This is a genomic window from Nocardioides sp. Soil_C_8, from assembly GCF_057656315.1.
On the sequence record NZ_JBDGKQ010000003.1, the window covers coordinates 584,671 to 608,338 of the forward strand.

The 23,668-nt window shown below is 71.9% G+C and carries 24 protein-coding genes; 19 read left to right on the forward strand and 5 right to left on the reverse strand.

The genetic code is table 11. The features are described from left to right. Position 1: 1 nt before the first annotated feature. Complete coding sequence (locus AC3A3L_RS16270) at positions 2 to 412, reverse strand: hypothetical protein (RefSeq protein WP_487641076.1); 411 nt, start codon at positions 410 to 412, stop codon at positions 2 to 4. 32 nt (positions 413 to 444) lie between these two features. Beyond that, positions 445 to 921 carry a hypothetical protein gene (locus AC3A3L_RS16275; RefSeq protein WP_487641077.1) on the reverse strand — a complete coding sequence of 159 codons (477 nt, stop codon included), beginning with the start codon at positions 919 to 921 and terminating at the stop codon, positions 445 to 447. Between the two features lie 111 nt (positions 922 to 1,032). Between AC3A3L_RS16275 and pafA the strand changes: the two genes are divergently transcribed. The 12 genes from pafA (at position 1,033) to AC3A3L_RS16335 (ending at position 13,154) form a co-directional block, all read left to right on the forward strand. Further along, positions 1,033 to 2,394 carry a Pup--protein ligase gene (gene pafA / locus AC3A3L_RS16280; protein WP_172261247.1) on the forward strand — a complete coding sequence of 454 codons (1,362 nt, stop codon included), beginning with the start codon at positions 1,033 to 1,035 and terminating at the stop codon, positions 2,392 to 2,394. Positions 2,395 to 2,515: 121 nt separating this feature from the next. Further along, positions 2,516 to 3,475 (forward strand): FKBP-type peptidyl-prolyl cis-trans isomerase, encoded by a 960-nt coding sequence (locus AC3A3L_RS16285; protein ID WP_487641078.1) that lies wholly within the window; start codon positions 2,516 to 2,518, stop codon positions 3,473 to 3,475. Between the two features lie 49 nt (positions 3,476 to 3,524). Further along, positions 3,525 to 4,505, forward strand: coding sequence for a helix-turn-helix transcriptional regulator (locus tag AC3A3L_RS16290; protein ID WP_487641079.1), 981 nt, complete (start codon positions 3,525 to 3,527; stop codon positions 4,503 to 4,505). Then, positions 4,502 to 5,497: a helix-turn-helix transcriptional regulator gene (locus tag AC3A3L_RS16295; RefSeq protein ID WP_487641080.1), complete on the forward strand. Its 996-nt coding sequence runs from the start codon at positions 4,502 to 4,504 to the stop codon at positions 5,495 to 5,497. The genes AC3A3L_RS16290 and AC3A3L_RS16295 overlap by 4 nt, the downstream gene beginning before the upstream one ends. Positions 5,498 to 5,543: 46 nt before the next feature. After that, positions 5,544 to 5,861 carry a Sec-independent protein translocase subunit TatA gene (gene tatA / locus AC3A3L_RS16300; RefSeq protein WP_487641081.1) on the forward strand — a complete coding sequence of 106 codons (318 nt, stop codon included), beginning with the start codon at positions 5,544 to 5,546 and terminating at the stop codon, positions 5,859 to 5,861. A 20-nt stretch (positions 5,862 to 5,881) separates the two neighbouring features. Continuing rightward, a complete protein-coding gene (gene tatC, locus AC3A3L_RS16305; protein ID WP_487641082.1) occupies positions 5,882 to 6,718 on the forward strand; it encodes a twin-arginine translocase subunit TatC in 837 nt (278 codons plus the stop codon). A gap of 31 nt (positions 6,719 to 6,749) precedes the next feature. Further along, a complete protein-coding gene (locus AC3A3L_RS16310; RefSeq protein WP_487641083.1) occupies positions 6,750 to 7,160 on the forward strand; it encodes a hypothetical protein in 411 nt (136 codons plus the stop codon). Positions 7,161 to 7,235: 75 nt separating this feature from the next. After that, complete coding sequence (locus AC3A3L_RS16315; RefSeq protein ID WP_487641084.1) at positions 7,236 to 8,141, forward strand: diacylglycerol kinase; 906 nt, start codon at positions 7,236 to 7,238, stop codon at positions 8,139 to 8,141. Between the two features lie 7 nt (positions 8,142 to 8,148). Beyond that, a complete protein-coding gene (locus AC3A3L_RS16320) occupies positions 8,149 to 10,953 on the forward strand; it encodes a DEAD/DEAH box helicase (RefSeq protein ID WP_487641085.1) in 2,805 nt (934 codons plus the stop codon). A gap of 12 nt (positions 10,954 to 10,965) precedes the next feature. Then, positions 10,966 to 11,895: a 5'-3' exonuclease gene (locus tag AC3A3L_RS16325; RefSeq protein WP_487641086.1), complete on the forward strand. Its 930-nt coding sequence runs from the start codon at positions 10,966 to 10,968 to the stop codon at positions 11,893 to 11,895. 10 nt (positions 11,896 to 11,905) lie between these two features. Continuing rightward, a complete protein-coding gene (locus AC3A3L_RS16330) occupies positions 11,906 to 12,373 on the forward strand; it encodes an Lrp/AsnC family transcriptional regulator (RefSeq protein ID WP_487641087.1) in 468 nt (155 codons plus the stop codon). A 130-nt stretch (positions 12,374 to 12,503) separates the two neighbouring features. Beyond that, the gene (locus AC3A3L_RS16335) at positions 12,504 to 13,154 is read left to right on the forward strand and encodes a maleylpyruvate isomerase family mycothiol-dependent enzyme (RefSeq protein ID WP_487641088.1); all 651 of its coding nucleotides are present in this window, start codon (positions 12,504 to 12,506) and stop codon (positions 13,152 to 13,154) included. Between the two features lie 127 nt (positions 13,155 to 13,281). On the opposite strand, the gene AC3A3L_RS16340 is transcribed toward AC3A3L_RS16335, so the two are convergent. Both AC3A3L_RS16340 and AC3A3L_RS16345 read right to left on the reverse strand, forming a co-directional pair. After that, positions 13,282 to 14,226 carry a type IV toxin-antitoxin system AbiEi family antitoxin domain-containing protein gene (locus AC3A3L_RS16340; RefSeq protein WP_487641089.1) on the reverse strand — a complete coding sequence of 315 codons (945 nt, stop codon included), beginning with the start codon at positions 14,224 to 14,226 and terminating at the stop codon, positions 13,282 to 13,284. 163 nt (positions 14,227 to 14,389) lie between these two features. Beyond that, complete coding sequence (locus tag AC3A3L_RS16345; RefSeq protein WP_487641090.1) at positions 14,390 to 15,856, reverse strand: KamA family radical SAM protein; 1,467 nt, start codon at positions 15,854 to 15,856, stop codon at positions 14,390 to 14,392. A 174-nt stretch (positions 15,857 to 16,030) separates the two neighbouring features. Between AC3A3L_RS16345 and kdd the strand changes: the two genes are divergently transcribed. From kdd to AC3A3L_RS16380, 7 genes are all read left to right on the forward strand, one after another. Beyond that, positions 16,031 to 17,110 carry an L-erythro-3,5-diaminohexanoate dehydrogenase gene (gene kdd / locus AC3A3L_RS16350; RefSeq protein ID WP_487641091.1) on the forward strand — a complete coding sequence of 360 codons (1,080 nt, stop codon included), beginning with the start codon at positions 16,031 to 16,033 and terminating at the stop codon, positions 17,108 to 17,110. A gap of 1 nt (position 17,111) precedes the next feature. Further along, positions 17,112 to 18,704, forward strand: coding sequence for a lysine 5,6-aminomutase subunit alpha (kamD, locus tag AC3A3L_RS16355; RefSeq protein ID WP_487641092.1), 1,593 nt, complete (start codon positions 17,112 to 17,114; stop codon positions 18,702 to 18,704). Next, entirely contained in the window at positions 18,701 to 19,453 is a 753-nt protein-coding gene (kamE, locus tag AC3A3L_RS16360) for a lysine 5,6-aminomutase subunit beta (RefSeq protein ID WP_487641093.1), read from the forward strand. The genes kamD and kamE overlap by 4 nt, the downstream gene beginning before the upstream one ends. After that, a complete protein-coding gene (gene kal / locus AC3A3L_RS16365) occupies positions 19,450 to 19,854 on the forward strand; it encodes a 3-aminobutyryl-CoA ammonia lyase (RefSeq protein WP_487641094.1) in 405 nt (134 codons plus the stop codon). Before kamE ends, kal begins: the two co-directional genes overlap by 4 nt. A gap of 424 nt (positions 19,855 to 20,278) precedes the next feature. Beyond that, the gene (lnt, locus tag AC3A3L_RS16370; RefSeq protein WP_487641095.1) at positions 20,279 to 21,847 is read left to right on the forward strand and encodes an apolipoprotein N-acyltransferase; all 1,569 of its coding nucleotides are present in this window, start codon (positions 20,279 to 20,281) and stop codon (positions 21,845 to 21,847) included. A 26-nt stretch (positions 21,848 to 21,873) separates the two neighbouring features. Continuing rightward, positions 21,874 to 22,596, forward strand: coding sequence for a polyprenol monophosphomannose synthase (locus AC3A3L_RS16375; RefSeq protein ID WP_487641204.1), 723 nt, complete (start codon positions 21,874 to 21,876; stop codon positions 22,594 to 22,596). Beyond that, positions 22,593 to 23,147: an FxsA family protein gene (locus AC3A3L_RS16380; protein ID WP_487641096.1), complete on the forward strand. Its 555-nt coding sequence runs from the start codon at positions 22,593 to 22,595 to the stop codon at positions 23,145 to 23,147. Before AC3A3L_RS16375 ends, AC3A3L_RS16380 begins: the two co-directional genes overlap by 4 nt. A 24-nt stretch (positions 23,148 to 23,171) precedes the next feature. On the opposite strand, the gene AC3A3L_RS16385 is transcribed toward AC3A3L_RS16380, so the two are convergent. Beyond that, positions 23,172 to 23,552, reverse strand: a complete 381-nt coding sequence (locus tag AC3A3L_RS16385) for an RNA polymerase-binding protein RbpA (protein WP_179620692.1) — start codon at positions 23,550 to 23,552, stop codon at positions 23,172 to 23,174. Between the last annotated feature and the right edge of the window lie 116 nt (positions 23,553 to 23,668).

Genomic DNA, 23,668 nt, shown 5'->3' on the forward strand with positions numbered 1-23,668 from the left:
CTCAGCGCAGGTGGAGGCCCGGCCACTCCGCGGTCGGCTCCGTGGGGATGCCGCTGAGCCGGCGCCGGTAGCGGACCGACGCGCCGAACTCGTCGAGCGCGGTCCACAGGCGCTGGTGGGCCGCCCACGGGAGGGGACCCGACGGCCGGACGTTGCCGTCCGGGCCGAACTCGTGCCATGCGTCGCCGAAGCCGATCCATGCCGGCGTCCAGCCGGCGGCGTCGTCCCACGCGCCGCCCCGCTGCTCGACCAGGCGCCGACGGAGCTGGAACTCCATGCGCGGGCCGTCGAGGACCACCGGGGCCGTCCGCACCGGCCACATCCACAGGTCGTCGGTCATGACCCGGAGCTCGAGGTCCGCGACCACGGCCGGTTCGACCAGCACGGTCGCGACGAGGTGGCGTGGTCCCATGGGGGAACGCTGACCCGCAGGAGGTGTGCCCGTCAACCGTCCGACGAGGTGCGGGACGACGCCTCCCGGGCCTCACGCCGGCTGTCGGAGACGCTCATCGCCAGCGAGGCGCCCGCGGCCGCCAGGCCCATCCACACCCGCGGGCGTCGTACGCCCCGCGCGGCCAGCCGGCGCTCGGCCCACTCGTCGGCCGCCTCCCCACCCCGGCTCGCGGCGAGGACGAGCACACCGAGGCCCGTCCCGAAGGCGGCGGCCGGCAGCGCTCCCACCGGCTCCCGCGGCTCGTCCCGCGAGGTCTCGCCGGGGACGAAGCGGCGCGCCTCGGGCCTGCGCAGGACGTACGCCATGCCGCCGCCGGCGAGGGCGGCCATCCCGCCGTGCAGGGCCCACCGCGCTGGTCGTCTCCAGCGCTGCACGGGCAGGTAGGTCGTCACCACCCCGGTCGCGACAGCGGTCGCGACTTGTGTGGGCCAGGAGTGCAGGACGCTGTCGGAGGGGCGCTGAGCCATGCCCGCAACCTAGGCAGGCACGCCAAGACCGGGCGTCACGACGCCGCGCCGCGCACGATTTCGACGCGCAACACCGCGCAGCACGTGGTCCACGGTCCTAGGGTGGGAGGCATGGACCGGCGGATCTTCGGCATCGAGAACGAGTACGGCGTCACGTGCACGTTCAAGGGGCAGCGCCGGCTGAGCCCCGACGAGGTCGCCCGCTACCTCTTCCGCAAGGTCGTCAGCTGGGGTCGCTCGTCCAACGTCTTCCTGCGCAACGGTGCTCGGCTCTACCTCGACGTCGGCAGCCACCCCGAGTACGCCACGCCCGAGTGCGACGACATCGTCGACCTCGTCACCCACGACAAGGCCGGTGAGCGCATCCTCGAGGGGCTCCTCCTCGACGCCGAGGCGAGGCTCCACGAGGAGGGGATCGCCGGCGACATCTACCTGTTCAAGAACAACACCGACTCCGCCGGGAACTCCTACGGCTGCCACGAGAACTACCTCGTCGGTCGCGCGGGGGAGTTCAGCCGGCTCGCCGACATCCTGATCCCGTTCCTGGTGACCCGGCAGATCGTCGTCGGCGCCGGCAAGGTCGTGATGACGCCGCGCGGGGCGTCGTACAGCGTGAGCCAGCGTGCCGAGCACATCTGGGAGGGCGTCAGCAGCGCCACCACCCGCAGCCGCCCGATCATCAACACCCGCGACGAGCCGCACGCCGACGCGGAGCGGTTCCGGCGCCTGCACGTCATCGTGGGCGACTCCAACATGAGCGAGACCACCACGCTCCTCAAGGTGGCGTCGTGCGACCTCGTGCTCCGGATGATCGAGGAGGGCGTGGTGATGCGCGACCTCACGATGGAGAACCCGATCCGCGCCATCCGCGAGATCAGCCACGACCCGACCGGCCGCCGCAAGGTGCGCCTGGCCAACGGCCGCGAGGCGAGCGCCCTCGAGATCCAGGCGGAGTACCTCGCCAAGGCCCGCGACTTCGTCGACCGCCGGCAGATCTCCACCCCGACCATCGAGCGGGCGCTCGACCTGTGGGAGCGCGGGCTCAAGGCCGTGGAGTCCGACGACCTCGGCCTGGTCGACCGCGAGATCGACTGGGTGATCAAGCTCAAGCTCATCGAGCGCTACCGCGCCAAGCACGGCCTGTCCCTCGGTGACGCGCGCATCGCCCAGCTCGACCTCGCCTACCACGACATCCACCGCGGGCGCGGGCTCTACTACCTGCTCGAGAAGCGGGGCGCGGTCGCCCGCGTCAGCAGCGACCTGAAGATCTTCGAGGCCAAGAGCGTGCCGCCGCAGAACACCCGCGCGCGCCTGCGCGGCGAGTTCATCCGTCGTGCCCAAGAGCGCCGCCGCGACTTCACCGTCGACTGGGTGCACCTCAAGCTCAACGACCAGGCCCAGCGCACGGTGCTGTGCAAGGACCCGTTCAAGGCGTACGACGAGCGGGTGCAACGCCTCATCGACGGCATGTGACCTGCCCGATGACCGGCGCGCGGTGACGTCCTCGCTCCACAGCGGCGGTGTCGCGGCGTCTGGCGTGGGGTGTGCTGGATAGGGTGTCCGGGCAACGCCGACCGATCGAACAGGTGAACCCGTGTCTCGTGTACGTTCCGCTGCCCTCAGCGGTGTCCTCTCCCTCAGCATGCTCGGACTGGCCGCGTGCGGCTCCGGGTCCAGCGACACCGAGGAGGGCGGCGCGTCGCTCAGCTCGGTGACCATCGAGGGCAAGCAGGGCTCGGAGCCGAAGGTCACCTTCGACGGCCGCCTCGACGGCTCGCAGGACGAGACCGAGGTCCTCGTCGAGGGCGACGGCGAGGAGGTCGCCGACGGCGACACGGTGAAGGCCAACTGGTGGATCGGCAACGGCTTCACCGAGAAGGAGGCGCAGACCACCTGGACCAAGGACGGCGCGCCCCAGTCGGTGGAGGTGTCCGAGGACGTCCTGCCGTTCCTGCGCGAGGCCGTCATCGGCAACCAGGTCGGCGACCGCGTCGTGCTGCTCACGAGCGCCGAGGAGGCGTTCGGTGAGGGCGGCCGTCCCGACATCGGCATCGGCAACAAGGACGCCGTGCTCGCCGTCGTCGACATCATGGGCCGGTCCGAGACCGTGCCGCCGCTCGACGGCCCGCAGGGCGAGGACAAGAAGCCCGCGGGCTGGGCGCCCGAGCTGGTCGAGAAGGACGGCGTCATCACCGGCCTCGACTTCAGCACCGCCCACAAGCCCAGCGGCAAGCTGATCGCCACCACCCTCGTGAAGGGTGACGGCCCCAAGGTGAAGTCCGGCCAGACCCTGACCGTCAACTACCTCGGCCAGGTCTACGACGCCGACAAGCCCTTCGACGAGTCCTACAGCGGCGAGCCCGCCGAGTTCCCGATCGGTGTCGGCCAGGTCATCCCGGGCTGGGACGAGCGGCTCGTCGGTCGCACCGTCGGCTCGCGCGTGATCCTGGAGATCCCGCCGGCCGACGGCTACGGCGAGCAGGGCAACGAGCAGGCCGGCATCAAGGGCACCGACACGCTGTTCTTCGTCGTCGACATCCTCGGCGCCTCCTGACCCGACCAGCAGGGACAGCGGATCGGCACAGGAGAAGGAGGGGACGGTCATGGTGCAGCCACGGGCAGAGCGGCTGATGAACCTCCACATCCTGCTGCTCGGCGCCAAGCGCTTCATCGGCAAGGACGCGATCCGCGAGGCGTGCTACCCCGAGCACGCCCGCAGTCCGGCCGGTGACGAGGCGTTCGAGCGTGCCTTCGAGCGCGACAAGGACGCCCTGCGCCAGATCGGCGCGGTGATCGAGGTCGGGAGCGCCGACGCGTTCTTCGACGACGAGATCGGCTACCGCATCCCCACCGAGCAGACCTCGCTCCCCGAGATCCGGTTCGAGTCCGACGAGGCGGCCGTGCTCGGCCTGGCCGCGCAGGTCTGGCAGCAGGCCACCCTCGCGAAGGCGACGGGCCGGGCGCTGGCCAAGCTGAAGGGCCAGGGCGTCGAGATCGATCCCTCCCGCCTCGAGGTCGTCGCTCCCGCCATCTCCGCCGACGAGCCGGCCTTCGAGCCGCTGTGGGACGCCATCGGCAAGCGGCGTCAGGTCAGCTTCCCCTACCAGCGCGCCGACGAGACCGCGCCCACCACCCGGCGTGTCCAGCCCTGGGGCCTCGCGCGCTCGTCGGGCCGGTGGTACGTCGTCGGCTTCGACGTCGACCGCGGCGCCGAGCGCGTCTTCCGGCTCTCACGCATCGTCGGTCCCGTGCGTGCGAGCGGGCGGTCCGGGGCGTACGACGTCCCCGCCGGCACCGACGTCCGCGAGGTCGCCCGCCGGCTGTCGCCGTCGTACCCCACCGTCCGGGCGCAGGTCCGGGTGCGGCAGGGCACGGGCGTGGGCCTGCGCCGGCGCGCCGAGTCGGTGACGCCGGCCGAGGACCGGCCCGGGTGGGACACCGTGGTCGTCGAGGGACCGGTGTACGAGCTGTCCGACGAGGTGCTCACCTACGGCGCCGACGTCGTCGTGGAGGCGCCGCAGTCGCTGCGCGACGACGTCGTCGCACGGTTGCGCGCCGTGGCCCGGGCGGGGGAGACGTCATGACGACGCAGACCGGCGACACCGCTCCCGACCAGGTCGCGCGCCTGCTCGCCCTCGTGCCCTACCTGCTGGCCCGCGGCGAGGTGCGCCTCGAGGACGCCGCCGCCCACTTCGGCACCGACGCCGACCAGATCGAGCGCGACCTGCGGCTGCTGTTCATGACCGGGGTGTCGCCCGGGCTGCCGGGCGACCTGATCGAGGTCGACCTCGAGGCCCTGGAGGGCGATCGGATCATCCGCGTCGACAACGCCGACTACCTCGCGCGCCCGGTGCGCTTCTCGCCCGCCGAGGCCACCTCGCTGGTGGTGGCGCTGCGCACGATGGTCGACGCCGCGCCGGCGGAAGCCCGCGAGGTCATCGAGCGCACCCTGGCCAAGCTCGAGGAGGCCGCCGGTCAGGACGGCGAGGGCCTGCTGCGCCTGCACGTGACGCCGACGCCGCTCGAGAGCAGCGCCGTCGTGCCCGTGCTGGAGTCCGCCCTGGCCCACGGCCACCAGGTCGAGATCACCTACCACGTGCCGTCCCGCGACCGGGAGTCGCGCCGGGTCGTCGACCCCCGCGGGCTGGCGCGGGTGGAGGACCTGCTCTACCTCGACGCGTGGTGCCACACCGCCGGCGGCGACCGCGCCTTCCGCGTGGACCGCATCGTCGCCGCCACCGAGCTGGACAGCCCCGTCGCCGACCCGGGCGCTCGTGCCCGTGACCTCACCGGCGGCTGGTTCACCGACGCCGAGACCACCACGGTCACCCTGCGCCTCGCACCTCCCGCACGCTGGGTGGTCGAGTACTACCCGGTGACCGGCCGGCGTCCCGGGCCCGACGGCACGATCGACGTCGACCTCGAGGTGGCCAGCGAGGAATGGGTGAAGTCCCTGCTGCTGCGCCTGGCACCTCACGCCGAGCTGCTCGCGCCGGTGGCGTACGCCGACGCGTTCACGACCGCCGCGCGAGCGGCGCTCCGCCTCTACGAGGACGACGGCGTAGACTCCGAATGACCCCCCGCACGTGATCCACCACACCACCAATGACGGAGTGACCCACATGATCCACCCGATGATCGGCATGCCGCAGGGCCTCGAATGGCTCGTGATCCTGGCGATCGTGGTGCTGGTGTTCGGTGCCGCCAAGCTGCCCGACCTCGCCCGCAGCTCGGGCCAGGCGCTGCGCATCTTCAAGACCGAGACCAAGGGTCTGCGCGACGACGAGGACAACGACGCCGAGAAGACCCCGGAGCAGCGCGAGCTCGAGGCCCGCAACCAGGCCCACGACCCCGCCCAGGGCCCGGTCCAGGGTGGCGAGGTGCGCAACGAGACCACCGGTGAGGTGCTGCGCGAGCGGCGCGACGACACCACCGCCTGATCGCTGGAGTCCCGAAGAGCGTGAGGATCGCTGGTCTCGCCGGCCTGTTCAAGGGGCCGCCGCAGGACGCCGTGGGCCCGGACGGCCGGATGGCGCTCGCCGACCACTTCCGTGAGTTCCGGGCGCGCCTGCTGCGCTGCCTGCTGGTGTTCTCGGTCGCGCTCGCGGTTGCGATCGTGTTCCGGCACCCGATCTACGACGCGGTCTACGGCCCCTACCAGGACGCCCAGGAGACCCTCGCCGCCGGCACGTCCATCGCGACGACGAGCGGTGCGGGAGCCGGACTGCTGCTGTGGCTGACCCTGTGCGGCTTCGCTGCCGCGGTCGTGACCGCGCCCTACTGGCTCTACCAGGTGTGGGCCTTCGTGCTTCCCGGGCTCTACGCCCAGGAGCGCAAGATGAGCCGCGTCTTCGTGGCGGTCGCCGGCCCGCTCTTCCTCATCGGCATCGTCCTGGGCTACGTCACGCTCCCGGTCGCGCTGGAGGTGCTGATCGGGTTCAACCCCGACGGTGTCACCAACCTCATCGACTTCAACGACTACCTGCAGTTCTTCACCCGCACGCTCTTCGTGTTCGGCCTGGCGTTCAACATCCCGGTCTTCGTCGTGCTGCTCAACTTCGCGGGCGTGGTGAAGGGGTCGGCCCTGAAGGCCTACCGGCCCTGGATCATCATCGGCACCTTCGTCTTCGCTGCCGTCGCGACGCCGTCGGCCGACCCGTTCACGATGACGCTGATGGCGGTCCCGATGGTGCTGCTGTTCTTCGCCTCGGAGGCGATCGCGCGGTTCAACGACAGGCGACGGGCCCGCAACGCCCCCAACGCCGGGCTGTCGCCCGACGAGCTGTCCTCCATCTGAGGCTTCCCGGCGGCTCTGACAGGGTGGACCCATGCAGGCCACCATCACGGACATCGACCCGTTCGACCTGCCGGAGTGGCTCGGCACCGGCGACGTGGTCTGGCGTGCCGACGAGGGCCTGCAGACCGGGCACCTGGTCCGGGGCCGGCTGGCCGCGGAGCTGCCCGGCGACGAGGCTGGGTCGTCGCCGGAGATCGAGTGCGACCTGCTGGCCGTCGACGAGGCCTATCCCGCCCCGGTCGTCGACGACGCGACCCGGCTGCGGGTGCACCAGGCGTGGCGCCACGGGCAGGTCGTGATCGGCGAGCACGGGTCGCGGATGGTCCTGGCCGTCCCGGGGACCCGGTTCGGCCCGGACCTGGTGCTGGACGCCCTCGGCCGGCTGGCCCGTGCGGTGGGCGCGCGTGCCGAGCGGTACGCCGTACTGCTGCGCCTGGGTTGAGCGGGCGGCCCGCGCACGGCCGGGTGTCCGGGAGAGTCGACCCGGCGCGTCGGTGCCGGGGGATAGGGTCGCGCCATGCACGACCCGGCTGCGCCCGACCGCCCTGTGCGGGGGCGGGAGATCGCCTTGCTGACCAACCCGACATCGGGTCGCGGCAGGGGAGCGCGACACCGTGACGCGGCCCTGGCCCGGCTGCGGGAGAGCGGCTTCGTCGTGCGCAACCTGCAGGGTCGCGACGCCGCCGAGGCGGCCGACCTGGCCCGTGGCTGCGTCGCGGACGGGGTCGAGGCCCTCGTCGTCTGCGGTGGCGACGGGCTGGTCCACCTCGGTGTGCAGGCCGTCGCCGGCACCGGCGTGCCCCTCGGCGTGGTCCCCAGCGGCACCGGCAACGACTTCGCGCGCTACCTCGGGCTCCCGCGCACCGACCCGGTCGCTGCCGCCGACCGCATCATCGCCTCGCGGCGGCGCACCATCGACCTGGCCCGCAGCGGAGACCGGTGGTTCGTGACCGTGCTCGCGGCCGGCTTCGACGCGATCGTCAACGAGCGGGCCAACGCGATGACCTGGCCCCGCGGCCAGATGCGCTACAACCTCGCGACGCTCGCCGAGCTGCGCACCTTCCGCCCCATCCCCTACGTGCTCGAGCTCGACGGCGAGACGATGGAGCCCGAGGCGATGCTGGTCGCCGTGGGCAACGGGCCGTCGTTCGGGGGCGGGCTGAGGATCACCGAGGGCGCACTCCTCAACGACGGCCTGCTCGACGTCGTCGTCATCACGCGGATGAGCAAGCCCAAGCTGGTGCGCTCCTACCCGCGCCTGTTCACCGGCCGGATCGACGGTGTCGCGGAATACGTCCACCGGCGGGTGCGGAGCGTCACCGTGGCCGCGCCCGGCATCGTGTCGTACGCCGACGGCGAGCGCTTCGGCCCCCTGCCGCTGACCGTCGAGTGCGTCCCCGGTGCGCTCGACGTGATTGCATGAGGAAGCCATGAGCGACGACGACGACCAGCCCACGCCCGCCGAGCGCTACGCGGCGTTCCAGCGCGAGAAGCCCTACCCGATGCTCAAGGACTTCGAGGGCCTCTACGGCTTCGAGCTCGACGACTTCCAGCTGCGGGCGTGCCGCGAGATCGAGGACGGGCGCGGGGTGCTGGTCGCGGCCCCGACCGGGTCCGGCAAGACGATCGTGGGCGAGTTCGCCATCCACCTGGCCCTCCAGACCGGGCGCAAGGCGTTCTACACGACGCCGATCAAGGCGCTGTCCAACCAGAAGTACCACGACCTGGTCAAGCGCTACGGCGCCGACCAGGTCGGGCTGCTGACCGGTGACAACGTGGTCAACGGCGAGGCGCCCATCGTCGTGATGACGACCGAGGTGCTGCGCAACATGCTCTACGCCGGGTCGCGCACGCTCCTCGGCCTCGGCTTCGTGGTGATGGACGAGGTGCACTACCTCGCCGACCGGATGCGCGGCGCCGTGTGGGAGGAGGTCATCATCCACCTCCCGGAGTCGGTGACGCTCGTGTCCCTCTCGGCGACGGTCTCCAACGCCGAGGAGTTCGGCGAGTGGCTGGCCACCGTGCGCGGGGAGACCACCACGATCCTCGAGGAGAAACGGCCGGTCCCGCTGTTCCAGCACGTCATGGTCGGCCGGCGGCTGCTCGACCTGTTCGCCTCCTCCGACGTCGACGCCAGCGCCGGCTTCGTGAAGGAGGGCGCACCCGTCAACGACGAGCTGACCCGCATCGCCCGCGACGACTGGGCGAGCTCGCGGCTGATGCGCGACCGCCGCTCGCCCCGCAAGGGCAAGCCCGGGTCGACGAAGAACCCGAGGTCGGTGGGCAACGGGCGCCGGGTGTGGATCCCGAGCCGCGTCGAGGTGGTGGACCGTCTCGACCGCGAGGGCCTGCTGCCGGCGATCGTCTTCATCTTCAGCCGGGCCGGGTGCGACGCCGCCGTCACCCAGCTCGTCCAGGCCAACACCCGGCTCACCACCGCCGCGGAGCGCGACGAGATCTTCGCCCGGGTCGAGGAGGCGTCGCGGACGCTGCCCGAGGAGGACCTCCACGTCCTCGGCTACCACGAGTTCCTCGACGGGCTGACCCGCGGCGTCGCGGCACACCACGCGGGCCTGCTGCCGGCGTTCAAGCAGGTCGTGGAGGAGCTCTTCCAGGAGGGCCTGGTCAAGGTCGTCTTCGCCACCGAGACGCTGGCCCTCGGCATCAACATGCCGGCCCGCACGGTGGTGATCGAGAAGCTGTCGAAGTGGAACGGCGAGACCCACGCCGACCTCACGCCGGGGGAGTACACCCAGCTCACCGGGCGGGCCGGGCGGCGTGGCCTCGACATCGAGGGCCACGGCGTCGTGCTCTACCAGCCCGGGATGAACCCCCGCGAGGTCGCCGGTCTGGCGTCCACCCGCACCTATCCGCTCCGCTCCTCCTTCCGTCCGTCCTACAACATGGCCGTCAACCTCGTGCACCAGTTCGGCCGCGCGACGTCCCGCGAGCTGCTCGAGCAGTCCTTCGCCCAGTTCCAGGCCGACAAGGCCGTCGTCGGGCTCGCGCGGCAGGTCCACAAGGCCGAGGAGGCCCTCGAGGGCTACCGCGAGGCCGCGACGTGCCACGTCGGCGACTTCATGGAGTACGCCGGCCTGCGCCGGCAGATCTCCGACCTCGAGAAGGGCGCCGCGCGCGAGCGCCGGATGGACCGGCGGGAGGAGGCGATGCGCTCCCTCGGCAAGCTCCGCCCGGGCGACGTGATCCACGTGCCCGCCGGCAAGTTCAGCGGCCTCGCGGTCGTGATCGACCCGGGCCACTCCGGCGACGAGCCGCGCCCCTACGTCCTCACGGCCGACCGCCAGGCCCGCCGCCTCGCGCCGATGGACTTCCCGACCCCGGTCGAGGCCATCGGCCGGATGCGGATCCCCAAGTCGTTCAACGGGCGCAACCCCGCCATGCGACGCGACCTCGCCACCGCGCTGCGGGCCAAGGCCCACGGCCTCGACGCCCCGGGGGAGCGCCGCACGAAGCAGCGCGACTCCTTCAGCGACACCCCGACGGACCGCGAGATCGCCCGCCTGCGCGCCGAGCTCAAGGCGCACCCGTGCCACCAGTGCCCCGAGCGCGAGGACCACGCCCGGTGGGCCGAGCGCTGGTTCAAGCTGCAGCGCGACACCGAGACCCTCAAGCGGCGGGTCGACAACCGCACCAACACCGTGGCCCGCACCTTCGACAGGGTCTGCGACGTGCTGACCGCCCTCGGGTACCTCGAGGGCGACACGGTCACCGAGAAGGGCTCGCACCTGCGGCGGATCTACACCGACATGGACCTCGTCGCCGCCGAGGCGATCCGGGCCGGGCTGTTCGACGGGCTCGCGCCATCGGAGCTGGCCGCGGTGCTGTCGGCGCTGGTGTTCGAGGCCAGGCGCGCCGACGACGCCTCGTCGCCCAAGATGCCGGGCGGCCAGGTGCGGCCGGTGCTCGCCGAGCTGGTCCGCCTCTGGAGCCAGCTCGACGCCCTGGAGCGCGACCACCGGCTCGACTTCCTCCGCGAGCCCGACATCGGCTTCGCCTGGGCTGCGTGGCGGTGGGCGGAGGGCGACGACCTCGACGACGTGCTGATGGTGACCGGACTGTCAGCGGGCGACTTCGTGCGCTGGATGAAGCAGCTGCTCGACCTGTGCGGCCAGGTCGCCGACGCGGCGGGCGAGCGGGAGCTGCGCGACACCGCCAGGGCGACCGCCCGGCTGCTCAAGCGGGGCGTCATCGCCTACAGCGTGCTCGCCGACTGAGAGGCTGCTCCCATGACCGACCGTCTCCTCCTGCTGGACACCGCCTCGCTCTACTTCCGGGCGTTCTTCGGGGTCCCCGACTCGATGAAGGCCCCCGACGGCACCCCCGTCAACGCCGTCCGCGGGCTGATGGACTTCATCAGCCGCCTGGTGGGGGAGTACGACCCGACGCACCTGGCGTGCTGCTGGGACGACGACTGGCGCCCGCAGTGGCGCGTCGACCTGCTGCCCTCCTACAAGGCCCACCGGGTGGTCCGCGCGATCCCCGGTCCGCGACCCGACGTCGAGGAGGTGCCCGGCCCGCTGGAGGCACAGGTCCCGATCATCGAGTCGGTGCTCGAGGCCTACGGGATCGCCAAGGTCGGGCACGCCGAGATGGAGGCCGACGACGTCATCGGCACCCTCGCCACCGACGCCGGGATGCCGGTCGACATCGTGACCGGTGACCGCGACCTGTTCCAGCTCGTCGACGACGACGCCGAGGTGCGGGTGCTCTACGTCGCCCGCGGGGTGAGCAAGCACGAGCGCGTCGACAACGCCTGGGTGCGCGGCAAGTACGGCGTCGACGCCCGTCAGTACGCCGACCTCGCGACGCTGCGCGGTGACGCCTCCGACGGCCTCCCGGGCGTTGCGGGCGTGGGCGACAAGACCGCGGCCACGCTGCTCAACCGGTTCGGCACCATCGACGCCGTCGTCGCCGCGGCGAGCGACCCCGACTCCGACATGGGCCCCGGGCCGCGCGCGAAGATCAAGGCGGCGGCCGACTACCTCGCCGTTGCGCCGCGCGTGGTCGCCGTACGCCGTGACCTCGACCTCGGCGGGCCCGACCTGACCCGGCCGCGCACGCCCGCCGACCACGACGCTGTCGTCGCGCTCGACGCGCAGTGGGGGCTCGGCTCGTCTGCCGTGCGCCTGGTGGAGGCGCTGTCCGGCTCGCACTAGGGTGTCGCGCGTGAGCTCCTCCGAGGTCGAGTCCAAGGACCGGCAGATCCTGGCCCTGCTGGCCGCTGACGGACGCATGTCGTTCACCGACCTGGGCAAGGCGACCGACCTGTCGACGTCGGCGGTGCACCAGCGCGTCAAGCGGCTCGAGCAGCGTGGCCTGATCACGGGCTACGGCGCGACCGTGGACCACGACCAGCTCGGTCGGCCACTGACCGCGTTCATCTCCATCACGCCGATCGACCCGTCCCAGCCGGACGACTACCCCGACCGGCTCAAGGGCATCACCGAGATCGAGTCGTGCTGGTCGGTGGCAGGGGAGGAGTCCTACATCCTCAAGATCCGCGTCGCGACGCCGCTCGCGCTCGAGGAGCTGCTCGCCCGCATCCGCGGCGTCGCGAGCGTCTCCACCCGCACCACGATCGTGCTGTCGACGCCCTTCGAGAACCGTCCCGTCGAGAACCGTCCCGTCGACTGACGCTGGCGGACCGTCACGCGCTGCTCGACGCCGCGCAGGGACTCCTTGACCGCTCGCCCCGACAGGCGTAGGTGTGGTGGATGGCAGGTCACCGTGCCCCAGCGCGCGGCGCGCTCCGGGGGAGCGCACCGTGAGGGAGCGCGACGCGGTGGCCGAGCAGACGCGCGCCCACCGCGAGGACTTCATCGAGACCCTCAAGGGACTCGGCCCCGAGCAGTGGGCGGCGCCGTCCCTGTGCGCGGACTGGCGGGTGGTCGACGTGGCCGCCCACCTGGCTTGGGCGCCGGTGATGGGCGCCGGCGCCGGGGCGGCCGCGCTGGTGCGCCACGGGTTCTCGATGAACCGCATGATCGCCCGCTCGGCCATCGAGTGGTCCGACCGCGGCCGGGACGCGATCCTCGCCCAGCTGCGCGACAACGCGCGCTCCGGGGTGACGCCGATCGGGATGCCCCCCGTCGCTGCCCTGGCCGACGCGGTCGTGCACGGGATGGACGTACGCCGCCCCCTCGGGCTCCCGGTCCACGTGCCGGTCTCGGCTCTGGCGCCCCTCGCCGAGTTCACCCTCGCGACGCCGTGGCCGATGAACGCCGTCGTCGGCGGCAGCGCGCGACGCCGGGTCGCCGGCGTACGCCTCGTGGCGACCGACACCGACTGGGCGTACGGCACCGGTGCCGAGGTCTCCGCCTCGGCCGAGACCCTCCTGCTCCTCCTCTACGGCCGCCCCGTCGACCCGCCCGACCTCTCCGGCCCCGGCGCCGCCACCCTCCTCGCCCGCCTTTGACCCACCTGCTGCCTGTCTGCTCCTGCCTGCCGCCTGCTCGTGGAATCCCCGCTCGAGCGGGGAAACTGACTCCTGGAGGCCTTTGCAACCCCCTCCAGGAGTCAGAAACCCTCAACAAACCGCCCTTTCACCGGGCGAGCATGCGGCTCTCGAGGACCTTGCGAATCCGGCGGGCGAGCACCGCGGGCCGCTGCAAGTCGGCCCAGGTGATCCGGATGCAGATCCAGCTCTTCTCGATGCAGATCTGTTCCTCACGCCGCTTCTCGCGCATGAGGTAGTCGGCCAAGGACTCACCGGGTCGCCGGTGCCGCTCGTACTTGATCCGCCCATCGAACTCGAGAAAGACGCCGAGCGCCTGCCACAGGAAGTCGACGATGCCGAGCAGGTTGCCCTGTGCGTCGCAGACCTTCACCTGTGGCTCGGGGCGGACGATCCCCTGCTCGAAGAAGAGGTGCCACACCCGTGCCTCGGCCACGTTGGTCAGCCGAGCGTCGGCGCGTGCCAGGACGAGCCGGGTGCCGAGACTCCCGGGCCAGCGCACGGCGTCCTTCGCCACCTCCTGCAGCTCGGCAAGCGTGGCGAGCTCCTGGTTGAGAACGCCACATGCCGCGACAAGGCCGGCCTCAGCGCCGTACGCCGTGACCACCTCGATGGCTGCGCGGGCCGGGTGCGTGAGCGGGATGCCGTCGTGGACCGCCCACCACCGACTTCCCAACGTGGCGCGGTGGTGCACGACGCCTGCCTCGCGACGCCCGGGGCGCCCGTCCGTCCGGGTCAGGTGCGTCTCGTGGGGGCCGACCCCCCACGTCCCGACCCCGTGCTCGGCCAGAGCGGTCTGGTGGCTGAGCACCGCTGTGGGGTGAGCCGTGCGCAGGACTGCCCGCGCCCGGGCACGGGCCAAACCCGTCTCGTCGAGCCCCTTGACCAGCTCGGTGGCGACGTACGCGCCATGACGCAGGCGGGTGAGATCGCCGGCAGCCACACGTTGGTGGATGTCACGGTCAGTCAACCCAGCGGCGATGAGTTCTCGACGGAGGAACACGTCGTCGAGTGAGAGCTGGAACTCGGTCATGCCCCTTGTGGTGCCCAGCCGGAGCCCGACCGAAAACGCGCCGCTACTGCCCTGTGGACAACCGCGACTTGTGGGGGAGTCCTGACTCCTGGAGGGGTTTGCAAAGGCCTCCGGGAGTCAGAATCCCCGCTCGAGCGGGGATTCCACAGACGGCGGAGAGGACCTACCAGGCCTGGAGGGCGGCGGTACGACGCGACGCCTCGGCCATCTCGGCGGCCTTGAGGGAGGCCTCGTCGAGACGCCCGTGCTCCTCCCACCACTGCTGGCCCGACTCGGGGAGGGTGTGGATCGGGTCGTAGTACTCGTAGTAGCGCGACAGGGCCTCGGCGTCGTCGGCCTCGATGGACGTGCGGTAGTTCTTGGTCCAGTAGGAGATGCCGTGCTCGGTGTCGTAGTCGGCGTTCTGGTGCACCCAACGCTTGCCGACGAACGGCACGTCGCACACGATGCGCGGCGTCGCGAAGCCCGGCAGGTAGCCCATGATGTGGTGCTGCAGGCGCTGGGCGTCGGCCAGCGAGACCCGCCAGTGCTCCGAGAACGGGATCATGTCGCACATGTAGAAGTAGTAGGGCATGATCTGCGCGCCGTCGAGGAGCCGGAAGCACAGGTCGAGCAGGGCGTGCGGGTCGGCGTTGACGCCGTCGAGCAGCACGCCCTGGTTGCGTACGTCGCGCAGGCCGGCGTCGAGCATCGCCCGCGAGGCCTCGGCCACGATCGGCGTCACGGAGTTCGCGTGGTTGGCGTGGGTGTGCATCGCCAGCGAGACGCCGCGCGAGCGGGCGACGGCGGCCACGCGGGCCACGCCCTCGACGACGTCGGGCTGCAGCCAGTGCTGGGGCAGGCCGATGAGGGCCTTGGTGGCGAGGCGGATGTCGCGGATGTTCTCGACCTCGAGCACCGACATGAGGAACGCCTCGAGGCGGGGCCACGGCATGTTGGCCACGTCGCCGCCGGAGACGACCACGTCGCGCACGGACGGGGTGCGCTGGAGGTAGGCGATCATGTCGCCGAGCCGGTCGTTGGGCTTGCCGGCGAACTTGAGCTTGTCGATGACCGGCGTCGAGTTGCCCACGAGGTCCATGCGGGTGCAGTGGCCGCAGTACTGCGGGCACGTCGGCAGCAGCTCGGCGAGCACCTTGGTGGGGTAGCGGTGGGTGAGGCCCTCGGTGGCCCACATGTCGTGCTCGTGGAGCGAGTCGCGAGCAGCGTGCGGGTGCGACGGCCAGTCGGTGCGGCGGTCGCTGAAGACCGGGATCATGTAGTGGCGCACCGGGTCGGCGTAGAACGCCTCGGTGAGCGAGCCCGCACCGGCGGGCGTCGCCGTCGGCACCATCGTGTTCATCATCTGCGGGGGCACGAGCATCGACATGGTGGCCCGCTCGGCCTGGTCGCGCTCGAGGTCGGCGTAGAAGCGCTCGTCGAGGAGGTCGCCCATCAGCTCGCGCAGCTGCTTGACGTTCTTGATGCAGTGGGCGCGCTGCCACTGGACGGAGGCCCAGTCCGCGGCGGTCACGTCGGACCAGCCCGGGAAGCGGGTCCAGTCGGGCTCGACGAGCTCGACCCGCTGGTAGGGGTAGGGCTGGCCGGTGGCGAGTGCCCCCTCCAGCGAGGTGGCGGTCTCGATGCTCATGGGTTCTCCTCGCGGTGGCCCCGGCCCGCGTGAGCGGTGGGGGTCAGGTCTGACGGCGCGCCGGTTGTGTGTGCGGCGACACATCTGGGAGAGTACGTGGAGAACATGCGGCGAGTCCAATGCCACGCCGCAAGATTTGCGGCTGCACGCGACGAACCTAGAAGGATGCCCTGCATGAACACTTCCCCGGACATCCAGGCGGACGTCCGCACCAGCGATCCGACCGGCCTGCACCGCGTCCTCGACGACGGTGCCGTGCTGCCCCAGGCCGCCCGCTGCCTCGACACCCGCGCCGAGCTGTGGCCCGACGAGGTGCGCATCCGCGTCGAGCGGCTCAACCTCGACGCCGCGTCGTTCCGCCAGCTCGAGCGCAAGCACACGAAGTACGGCGAGACGAACGGCGACGCCGTCCGTGCGGAGGTGCTCGACATCGTCGCCACCCGCGGCAAGATGCAGAACCCCGAGACCGGCTCCGGCGGGATGCTCGTCGGCACCGTCGAGGAGGTCGGCCCGGAGTCGCCGCTCGGCCTCGTGGTCGGCGACCGTGTCGCGACGCTCGTGAGCCTCACGCTCACCCCGCTCGTCATCGAGGACGGCCTGGCCCGCTGGGACGGCAGGAGCGAGCAGGTGCCGTGCGACGGCTACGCCGTGCTCTTCGGCCGCTCGATCGCCGCGGTGATCCCCGACGACCTCGACCCGGCCCTCTCGCTCAGCGTGATGGACGTCTGCGGCGCCCCGGCACTCACCGCCCGCGTCGTGGAGGAGTACGCCGCCCGCGGACGCGCCCCGGTCGTCGCCGTCATCGGCGGGGCGGGCAAGTCCGGCTCCCTCAGCCTCGCCGCCGCGCGGCAGGCCGGCGCGGCCCGCACCATCGGCGTCGTGCCCCACCAGGGCGAGCACGACCTGCTCACCGGAGCCGGCCTCGCCGACGCCGTCGCCGTCGCCGACGCCCGCGACCCGATCGCCCTGCGCGACGCCGTCACCGCCGCCGGCGGCCCGGCCGACGTCACCGTGGTGTGCGTCGACGTCCCCGGCTGCGAGGGCGGCGCCATCCTCGCCACCGCCGAGGGCGGCACCGTGATCTTCTTCTCCATGGCCACCAGCTTCAGCGCCGCGGCCCTGGGTGCCGAGGGCCTGGCCGCCGACGTGCGTATGCTCGTCGGCAACGGCTACGTCCCGGGCCACGCCGCCTTCGCGATGGAGCTGCTGCGCGGCGACGCGGGCGTCCGCGGACTCTTCGAGCGGAGGCTCTGACATGGCCCGCCCCACGAGCGCCCTCGGCATCGACCGCGCCGATGTCCGCCGCGCGCGCACGCTCGCCCGCCAGGTGGGCAAGCCGATCGTCGACCTGGCCCAGCGCCACACCACGGTGAGCGTCGAGCGCGCCACCCTGCGCCTCGCCGGCCTCGGCGGGGCCGACCCCGACGGCACGCCGTGGGTCAACCGCCTCGCCGACGTCGTACGCGCGGACGTCGGCCTCGAGCACGGCGTCAGCCTCCCGGTCTGGGACGCCCTGGTCCGTGGCGAGGGCGACGACCTGCTGACCCTCGCGCAGAAGGCGGCGGCCGGCTCGGTCACCTTCCGCGTGCCCGAGGGCAAGGACGCGAAGCGCGCGAGCGCCGCGGCCCGCAAGGCCGTGGGCGCAGGCATCAAGCAGGTCGACCGCCAGCGCGTCGCGCGCGAGCGGATGATCGCCAAGGTCGGCGACGCCCCGAGCAAGCCGTGGATCTACCTCATCGTCGCCACCGGCGACATCCACGAGGACATCCCGCAGGCGCAGGCCGCCGCCCGCGAGGGGGCGGACGTGATCGCCGTGATCCGCTCGACCGGGCAGTCGCTGCTCGACTTCGTGCCGGAGGGCGCCACCCGCGAGGGGTTCGCCGGGACCTACGCCACGCAGGAGAACTTCCGCCTCATGCGGGCGGCCCTCGACGAGACGTCGAAGGAGCTCGGCCGCTACGTCCGCCTCACCAACTACGCGTCCGGCCTCTGCATGCCGGAGATCGCGGCGCTGGCCGGCCTCGAGCGGCTCGACATGATGCTCAACGACTCGATGTACGGCATCCTCTTCCGCGACATCAACCCGATCCGCACCTTCGTCGACCAGCGCTTCAGCCGCCAGGTCCACGCCCGGGCCGGGATCATCATCAACACCGGCGAGGACAACTACCTCACCACCGCCGACGCGATCGAGGCCGCCCACACGGTCACGACGAGCCAGCTGCTCAACGAGTACTTCGCCAAGGAGGCCGGGCTCGAGGACTGGCAGCTGGGCCTCGGCCACGCCTTCGAGATCGACCCCGAGGTGCCGGACTCGTTCCGGCTCGAGCTCGCCCACGCGATGCTCGCGCGCGAGCTGTTCCCCGACGCGCCCCTCAAGTGGATGCCGCCCACGCGCCACATGACCGGCGACATCTTCAAGGGCTACCTCCTCGACGGGTTCTTCAACCTCGTCGGCGCCATGACCGGCCAGGGCATCCTGCTCGTCGGGATGATGACCGAGGCGGTCGTGACGCCGTGGATCTCCGACCGCGACCTGGCGCTGCAGAACGTCCGCTACGTGATGAACGCCGCCGGCAACCTGCGCGAGGACTTCCACCCCTCGCCCGACGGCTTCATCGCCTCGCGCGCCCGCGAGGTGCTGGGCGAGGCGATCGGCCTGCTCGAGGAGATCAAGGCCGACCGCAGCGTGCCCGGGGAGCCCCCGCTGCTCTCCGCGATCGCCGACGGCACCTTCGGCCTCATGAAGCGCCCCGCCGACAAGGGCAAGGGCCTCGACGGCGTCGCCGAGAAGGCGCCCGACTACTACAACCCGGCGACCGAGATCCTCGAGGAGGAGAAGCGATGAGCCTGATCCGCCCGTACGGCGACACCACCGGCGACGGCATGGTGCAGCTGTCCTTCACCCTGCCGATCGAGCACTCCAAGGTCGCCGAGGGCGCCGCCGTCCAGCTCGCCAACAAGATGGGCATGGACCCGGCGCTCGTGGTGCACGCCAAGCCGATGGGGGAGGGCTTCACGTTCTTCGTCGTCTACGGCCGCGTCAACCACCTCGTCGACCCGAGCACGGTCGAGGTCGTCGAGCGCGACTACCCGCTGCTGACGCCCAAGGAGGCCAACGCCGCGATCAAGCGGTCGATGCGGCGCCGCCTGGTGGTCGTCGGCGGCTGCATCGGCACCGACGCCCACACCGTCGGCATCGACGCGATCCTCAACATCAAGGGGTTCGCGGGGGAGAAGGGCCTGGAGTACTACCGCGAGCTCAAGGTCGTGAACCTCGGCGCGCAGGTGTCCGTGCCCCAGCTCGTCGAGGCCGCCCGCGAGGAGAAGGCCGACGCCGTCCTCGTCTCCCAGGTCGTCACCCAGCGCGACGCCCACCTGCTCAACACCCGCGAGATGTCCGCGGCCTTCCGCGAGGCCTACCCGGCCACCAAGCGCCCGCTTCTCGTCGTCGGCGGACCGCGCTTCGACGAGACGATGGCCACCGAGCTCGGTGTCGACCGCGTCTTCAGCAGGGGTACGACGCCGGGCGAGGTCGCGTCGTTCATCGTCCACCGCCTCGCGGGCCCGCGGGCGCCGAAGGAGAAGGCCTCATGAGTGACAGCACCCGGGTCGGCACGGTCGTGACCCACCGCCGTTACGTCCCTTACTCACACGCCCACTACGCCGGCAACCTCGTCGACGGGGCCTACAGCCTGGGCCTGTTCGGCGACGTGGCCACCGAGATGTGCATCGTGCTCGACGGAGACGAGGGCCTCTTCGCGTCCTACTCCGACGTCCAGTTCCGGGCTCCGGTCCGCGCCGGCGACGTCCTCGAGATCACCGCGACGCTGGTGAAGGAGGGCACGCGCAGCCGCGTCATGGACTTCGCCGTCCAGGTCGTCGGGAGGGGCGCACCCACCGACGAGGCACCCGGACGCGCCGAGGTCCTCGACCCGCCGGTGGTCGCCACGACCGCGACGGGCACGGTCGTCGTACCCCCGGCGACGCGCGACTGATACCCCATCGTCGGCGTGTCATGCGCCGACACGCCGACAAGGGTGAGATTTGTCGGACAACTTTCACGCACTCCCCGGTCCGTTGACCTGCGACAACGCGCGTCGTCGCAGGTCAGGGACGTGTTGACACCTCCTCGCGACGGAGGGAGGGTTCCGGGGTCCGCCTGTGCAGCTCGCGGGTGGCGCCTTCGACAGAGCGGAGACGAGCGTGGGGCACGTCCAGCCAGCGGTGCCCACCGTCCGTCGACGAGTCGACGGCGCCCCGCGGGGGCTGGATGCGGGAGGGACCCCGGGGCCGTAGACAACTTCGCGCGCTCGTCAGCCAGACGGGTGTGCGTTGGTCCGAAGCCCCCCGGTTCCTCCCGCTCCGCTGCAGGCGCTCGACGGTGCTCGTCGGCGCCCGGTCGTCGGCTACGGTCTGTGCGTGCTGGTCCGCTGCTTCCTCGCCCTCGTGGGCGGGCTCGTGCTGGCGGCGGCGTTCGAGCCGATCGGCCACTCCTGGCTGATGCCTCCCGCGATCGCGGTGCTCGTCCTCTGCGTGCGCGGCCTCGGACCGCGCCGCGCCTGGCTCCCGAGCCTGGTCTTCGGGACCGCCTTCGTCTACGCGGTGATGGTGTGGATGCGCTCGGTCGGCACGGACGCGTGGATCGCGATGTGCGCGATGGAGGCGGCCTTCTTCGTGCCGCTCGGTGTCGGGATCGCGTGGAGCATGCGGGTGCGCGCCTGGCCCGTCCTCGCCGCCCTGTGGTGGGTGGGGATCGAGACGTGGCGCAGCGGCTTCCCCTTCAGCGGGATGCCGTTCGGCCGGCTGGTCTACGCCACCGCAGGCACCCCGTGGGCCGACGCCCTGCCCTGGATCGGCATGACGGGCGTCAGCTTCCTGGTGGCGCTCACCGGCACCACGCTCGCCTGGGCGGTGCTGCAGGTGCGCTCGCCCTCGCGCGCGACGTACGTCGCCGTGGCCGCGCTGGCCGTGGTCACCCTCGCGCCCGCGCTCGTGCCCTTCCCGCTGGAGCGCACCGGCACGGCCACCGTCGCGGCCGTCCAGGGAGACGTGCCCGGCACCGGGCTCAACGTGCCGGCGGTCCACCGGGAGGTGACGGCCAACCACGTGCGGCTCACCGAGGACCTCGCCGACGCGGTGGCAGCGGGGGAGCAGCCGCGCCCCGACTTCGTGGTCTGGCCGGAGAACTCGACGGCGGTCGACCCGTTCCTCGACACCGAGGTCCACGCCGGCATCGTCGCGGCCTCCGACGCGATCGACGTGCCGATCCTGGTGGGCGGCACCAACAGCAACCCGCTCGACGACACCCAGGTGCTCAACCAGGGGATCGTCTACCGGCCGGGCCTCGGCAGCGGCGACCGCTACACCAAGCGACACCCGGTGCCCTACGGCGAGTACATCCCGTTCCGGGGCAGCAGCTGGATGCCGTCGACGTACGGCCGGCTCACCGAGGTGCCCCGCGACATGGTCCGCGGCACCAGCCTCGAGCCGATCCGGGTGGGCGACCTCCGCGTGGCCGACGCGATCTGCTTCGACGTGGCGTACGACGACGGCATCGGCGGGCAGGTGGCCCGCGGCGCCGAGCTGGTGACGGTGCAGACCAGCAACGCGATGTTCAGCCGCACCGGCCAGCTCGCCCAGCAGTTCGAGATCAGCCGGCTGCGCGCCCAGGAGACCGGCCGCTGGGTCGTGGTGGCCGCGATCAACGGGATCTCCGGCGTCGTACGGCCCGACGGGTCGGTGGTCGCCTCGGTGCCGGCGCGGGGCCAGGAGGTCCTCGTGGAGGACGTCGGCCTCAGCACGACCGAGACCGTCGCCGTCCGCCTCGGTGTCTGGCCGGGACGACTCGTGATGCTCTTCCTCGTCCTGCACACAGCGGTGGTCCTCATCACCTATCGTCGTCGCCGGCGCGACGGTGCCGACCACCAGCTGCAGCGCGCGTCGGCGCCGCAGTCCCCGCAACCCCTGGAGCGAGGTACGCCCGCGTGAGTGTCGACGGCCTCGGTCGCTGCGTGATGGTCATCCCGACCTACAACGAGTCGGAGAACCTCGAGTGGATCGTCGGGCGGCTGCGCGCCGCGCAGCCCGGCGTCGACGTGCTGGTCGTCGACGACAACAGCCCGGACGGCACCGGGGAGCTCGCCGACCGGCTCGCGGCCGCGGACCCGGCTGTCGGCGTCGTGCACCGCACCGAGAAAGCCGGGCTCGGCGCGGCCTACCTCCACGGCTTCGACGTGGCGCTCGCCGCGGGCTACGACGTCATCGGGGAGATGGACGCCGACGGCTCGCACCAGCCCGAGCAGCTGCAGCTGCTGCTCGACGCCCTGCGCACCGCCGACCTCGTGATCGGCTCGCGCTACGTGCCGGGCGGCTCGGTCGTGAACTGGCCGGTCCACCGCCTGCTGCTCTCGCGCGGCGGCAACCTCTACGTCCGGCTGCTGCTCGGGATCCGGGTGAAGGACGCGACCGCCGGCTTCCGCCTGTTCCGTCGTACGACGCTCGAGGCGATCGACCTTGCCTCGGTGAGGTCTACTGGATACGTGTTCCAGACCGACCTCGCCTACCGCACCGTCAGCCGTGGCCTCCGCCTGACGGAGGTCCCGATCGAGTTCATCGAGCGCGAGCGCGGGGACTCCAAGATGAGCGGCCAGGTCGCGAGCGAGTCCCTACGCATGATCACGCGGTGGGGGCTCTCCGAGCGCCGCCAGCAGCTGCGACACGGCCGGGGACGGGCATGACCGCTCCCACCCCGTCCGCAGCACCACGGCGCCGGCGCCGGTGGGTTCGCCCGACCCTCGCCGCCGCCTTCGTCATCGTTCCGCTCGTCGAGATCTGGGCCATCCTGCAGGTCGGCCAGCTCGTGGGGCCGTGGTGGACCATCGTCCTCCTCGTCCTCGACAGCATGCTCGGCGCGTGGTTGATCAAGCGTGAGGGCGGCCGGGCGTGGACCGCGCTGCGCGAGGCGCTGCAGCGCGGCCGGATGCCGGCGAAGGAGATCGCCGACGGCGCCCTCGTCCTGATCGGCGGCACCCTGATGCTCAGCCCCGGTTTCGTCCTGGACGTCCTCGGGATCGTGCTGATCCTGCCGTTCACGCGTCCCGTGGCGCGCCGGCTGCTGACCACGGTGGTCGAGCGCCGTCTCGTGGTCGCGCCCGCGTTCGGCACGCCGTTCGGACGCCCCGGGGCCGGCCGGGGCTTCGGCTTCGGTCCCGGTTTCGGGCCCGGAGACGACGAGCGCCCCGGACCGGGGCCCGGAGGCCCGGTGGTCCGGGGCGACGTCGTCGAGTGAGGCTCGACCGGCTGGATCAGCCGGTCAGCTGACCCGCTTCTTCTTGTTGGCGCGGTGCAGGTGCGCGGGGCCGATCTCGCCGCCGCGCAGCAGCTCGAGCCGCTCCTTGAGGATGTCCTCGAGCTCCTTCTCCGAGCGACGCTCGAGAAGCATGTCCCAGTGCGTGCGGGCCGGCTTCTCGACCTTCTCCTCGGGAAGGATGCCCGCCGTGCTCAGCGCCTCGGCGCCGCAGCGCGGGCACTCCCACACGGCCGGGATGTCGGCCTCGACCGACATCGTGACCTCGAACTCGTGTCCCTGCTTGCACCGGTAACCGACCTGCTGGCGAGCCGCGAACTCGATGCCGCGCTCATCCTCGAAACTCTGGCCGCCGAGCCGTGCGCCACGTAGTGTGCGCTCCGCCACCGTGCCCACCTCCATTGGGTTGCTGACACCCGTTGTGTTGTGTTCGGGTTCTCCAGGTGCAACGAGCCAGACAGGTGATCGTGACGCCGCTCGTGACGACGCGGCTCTGCCGCTCC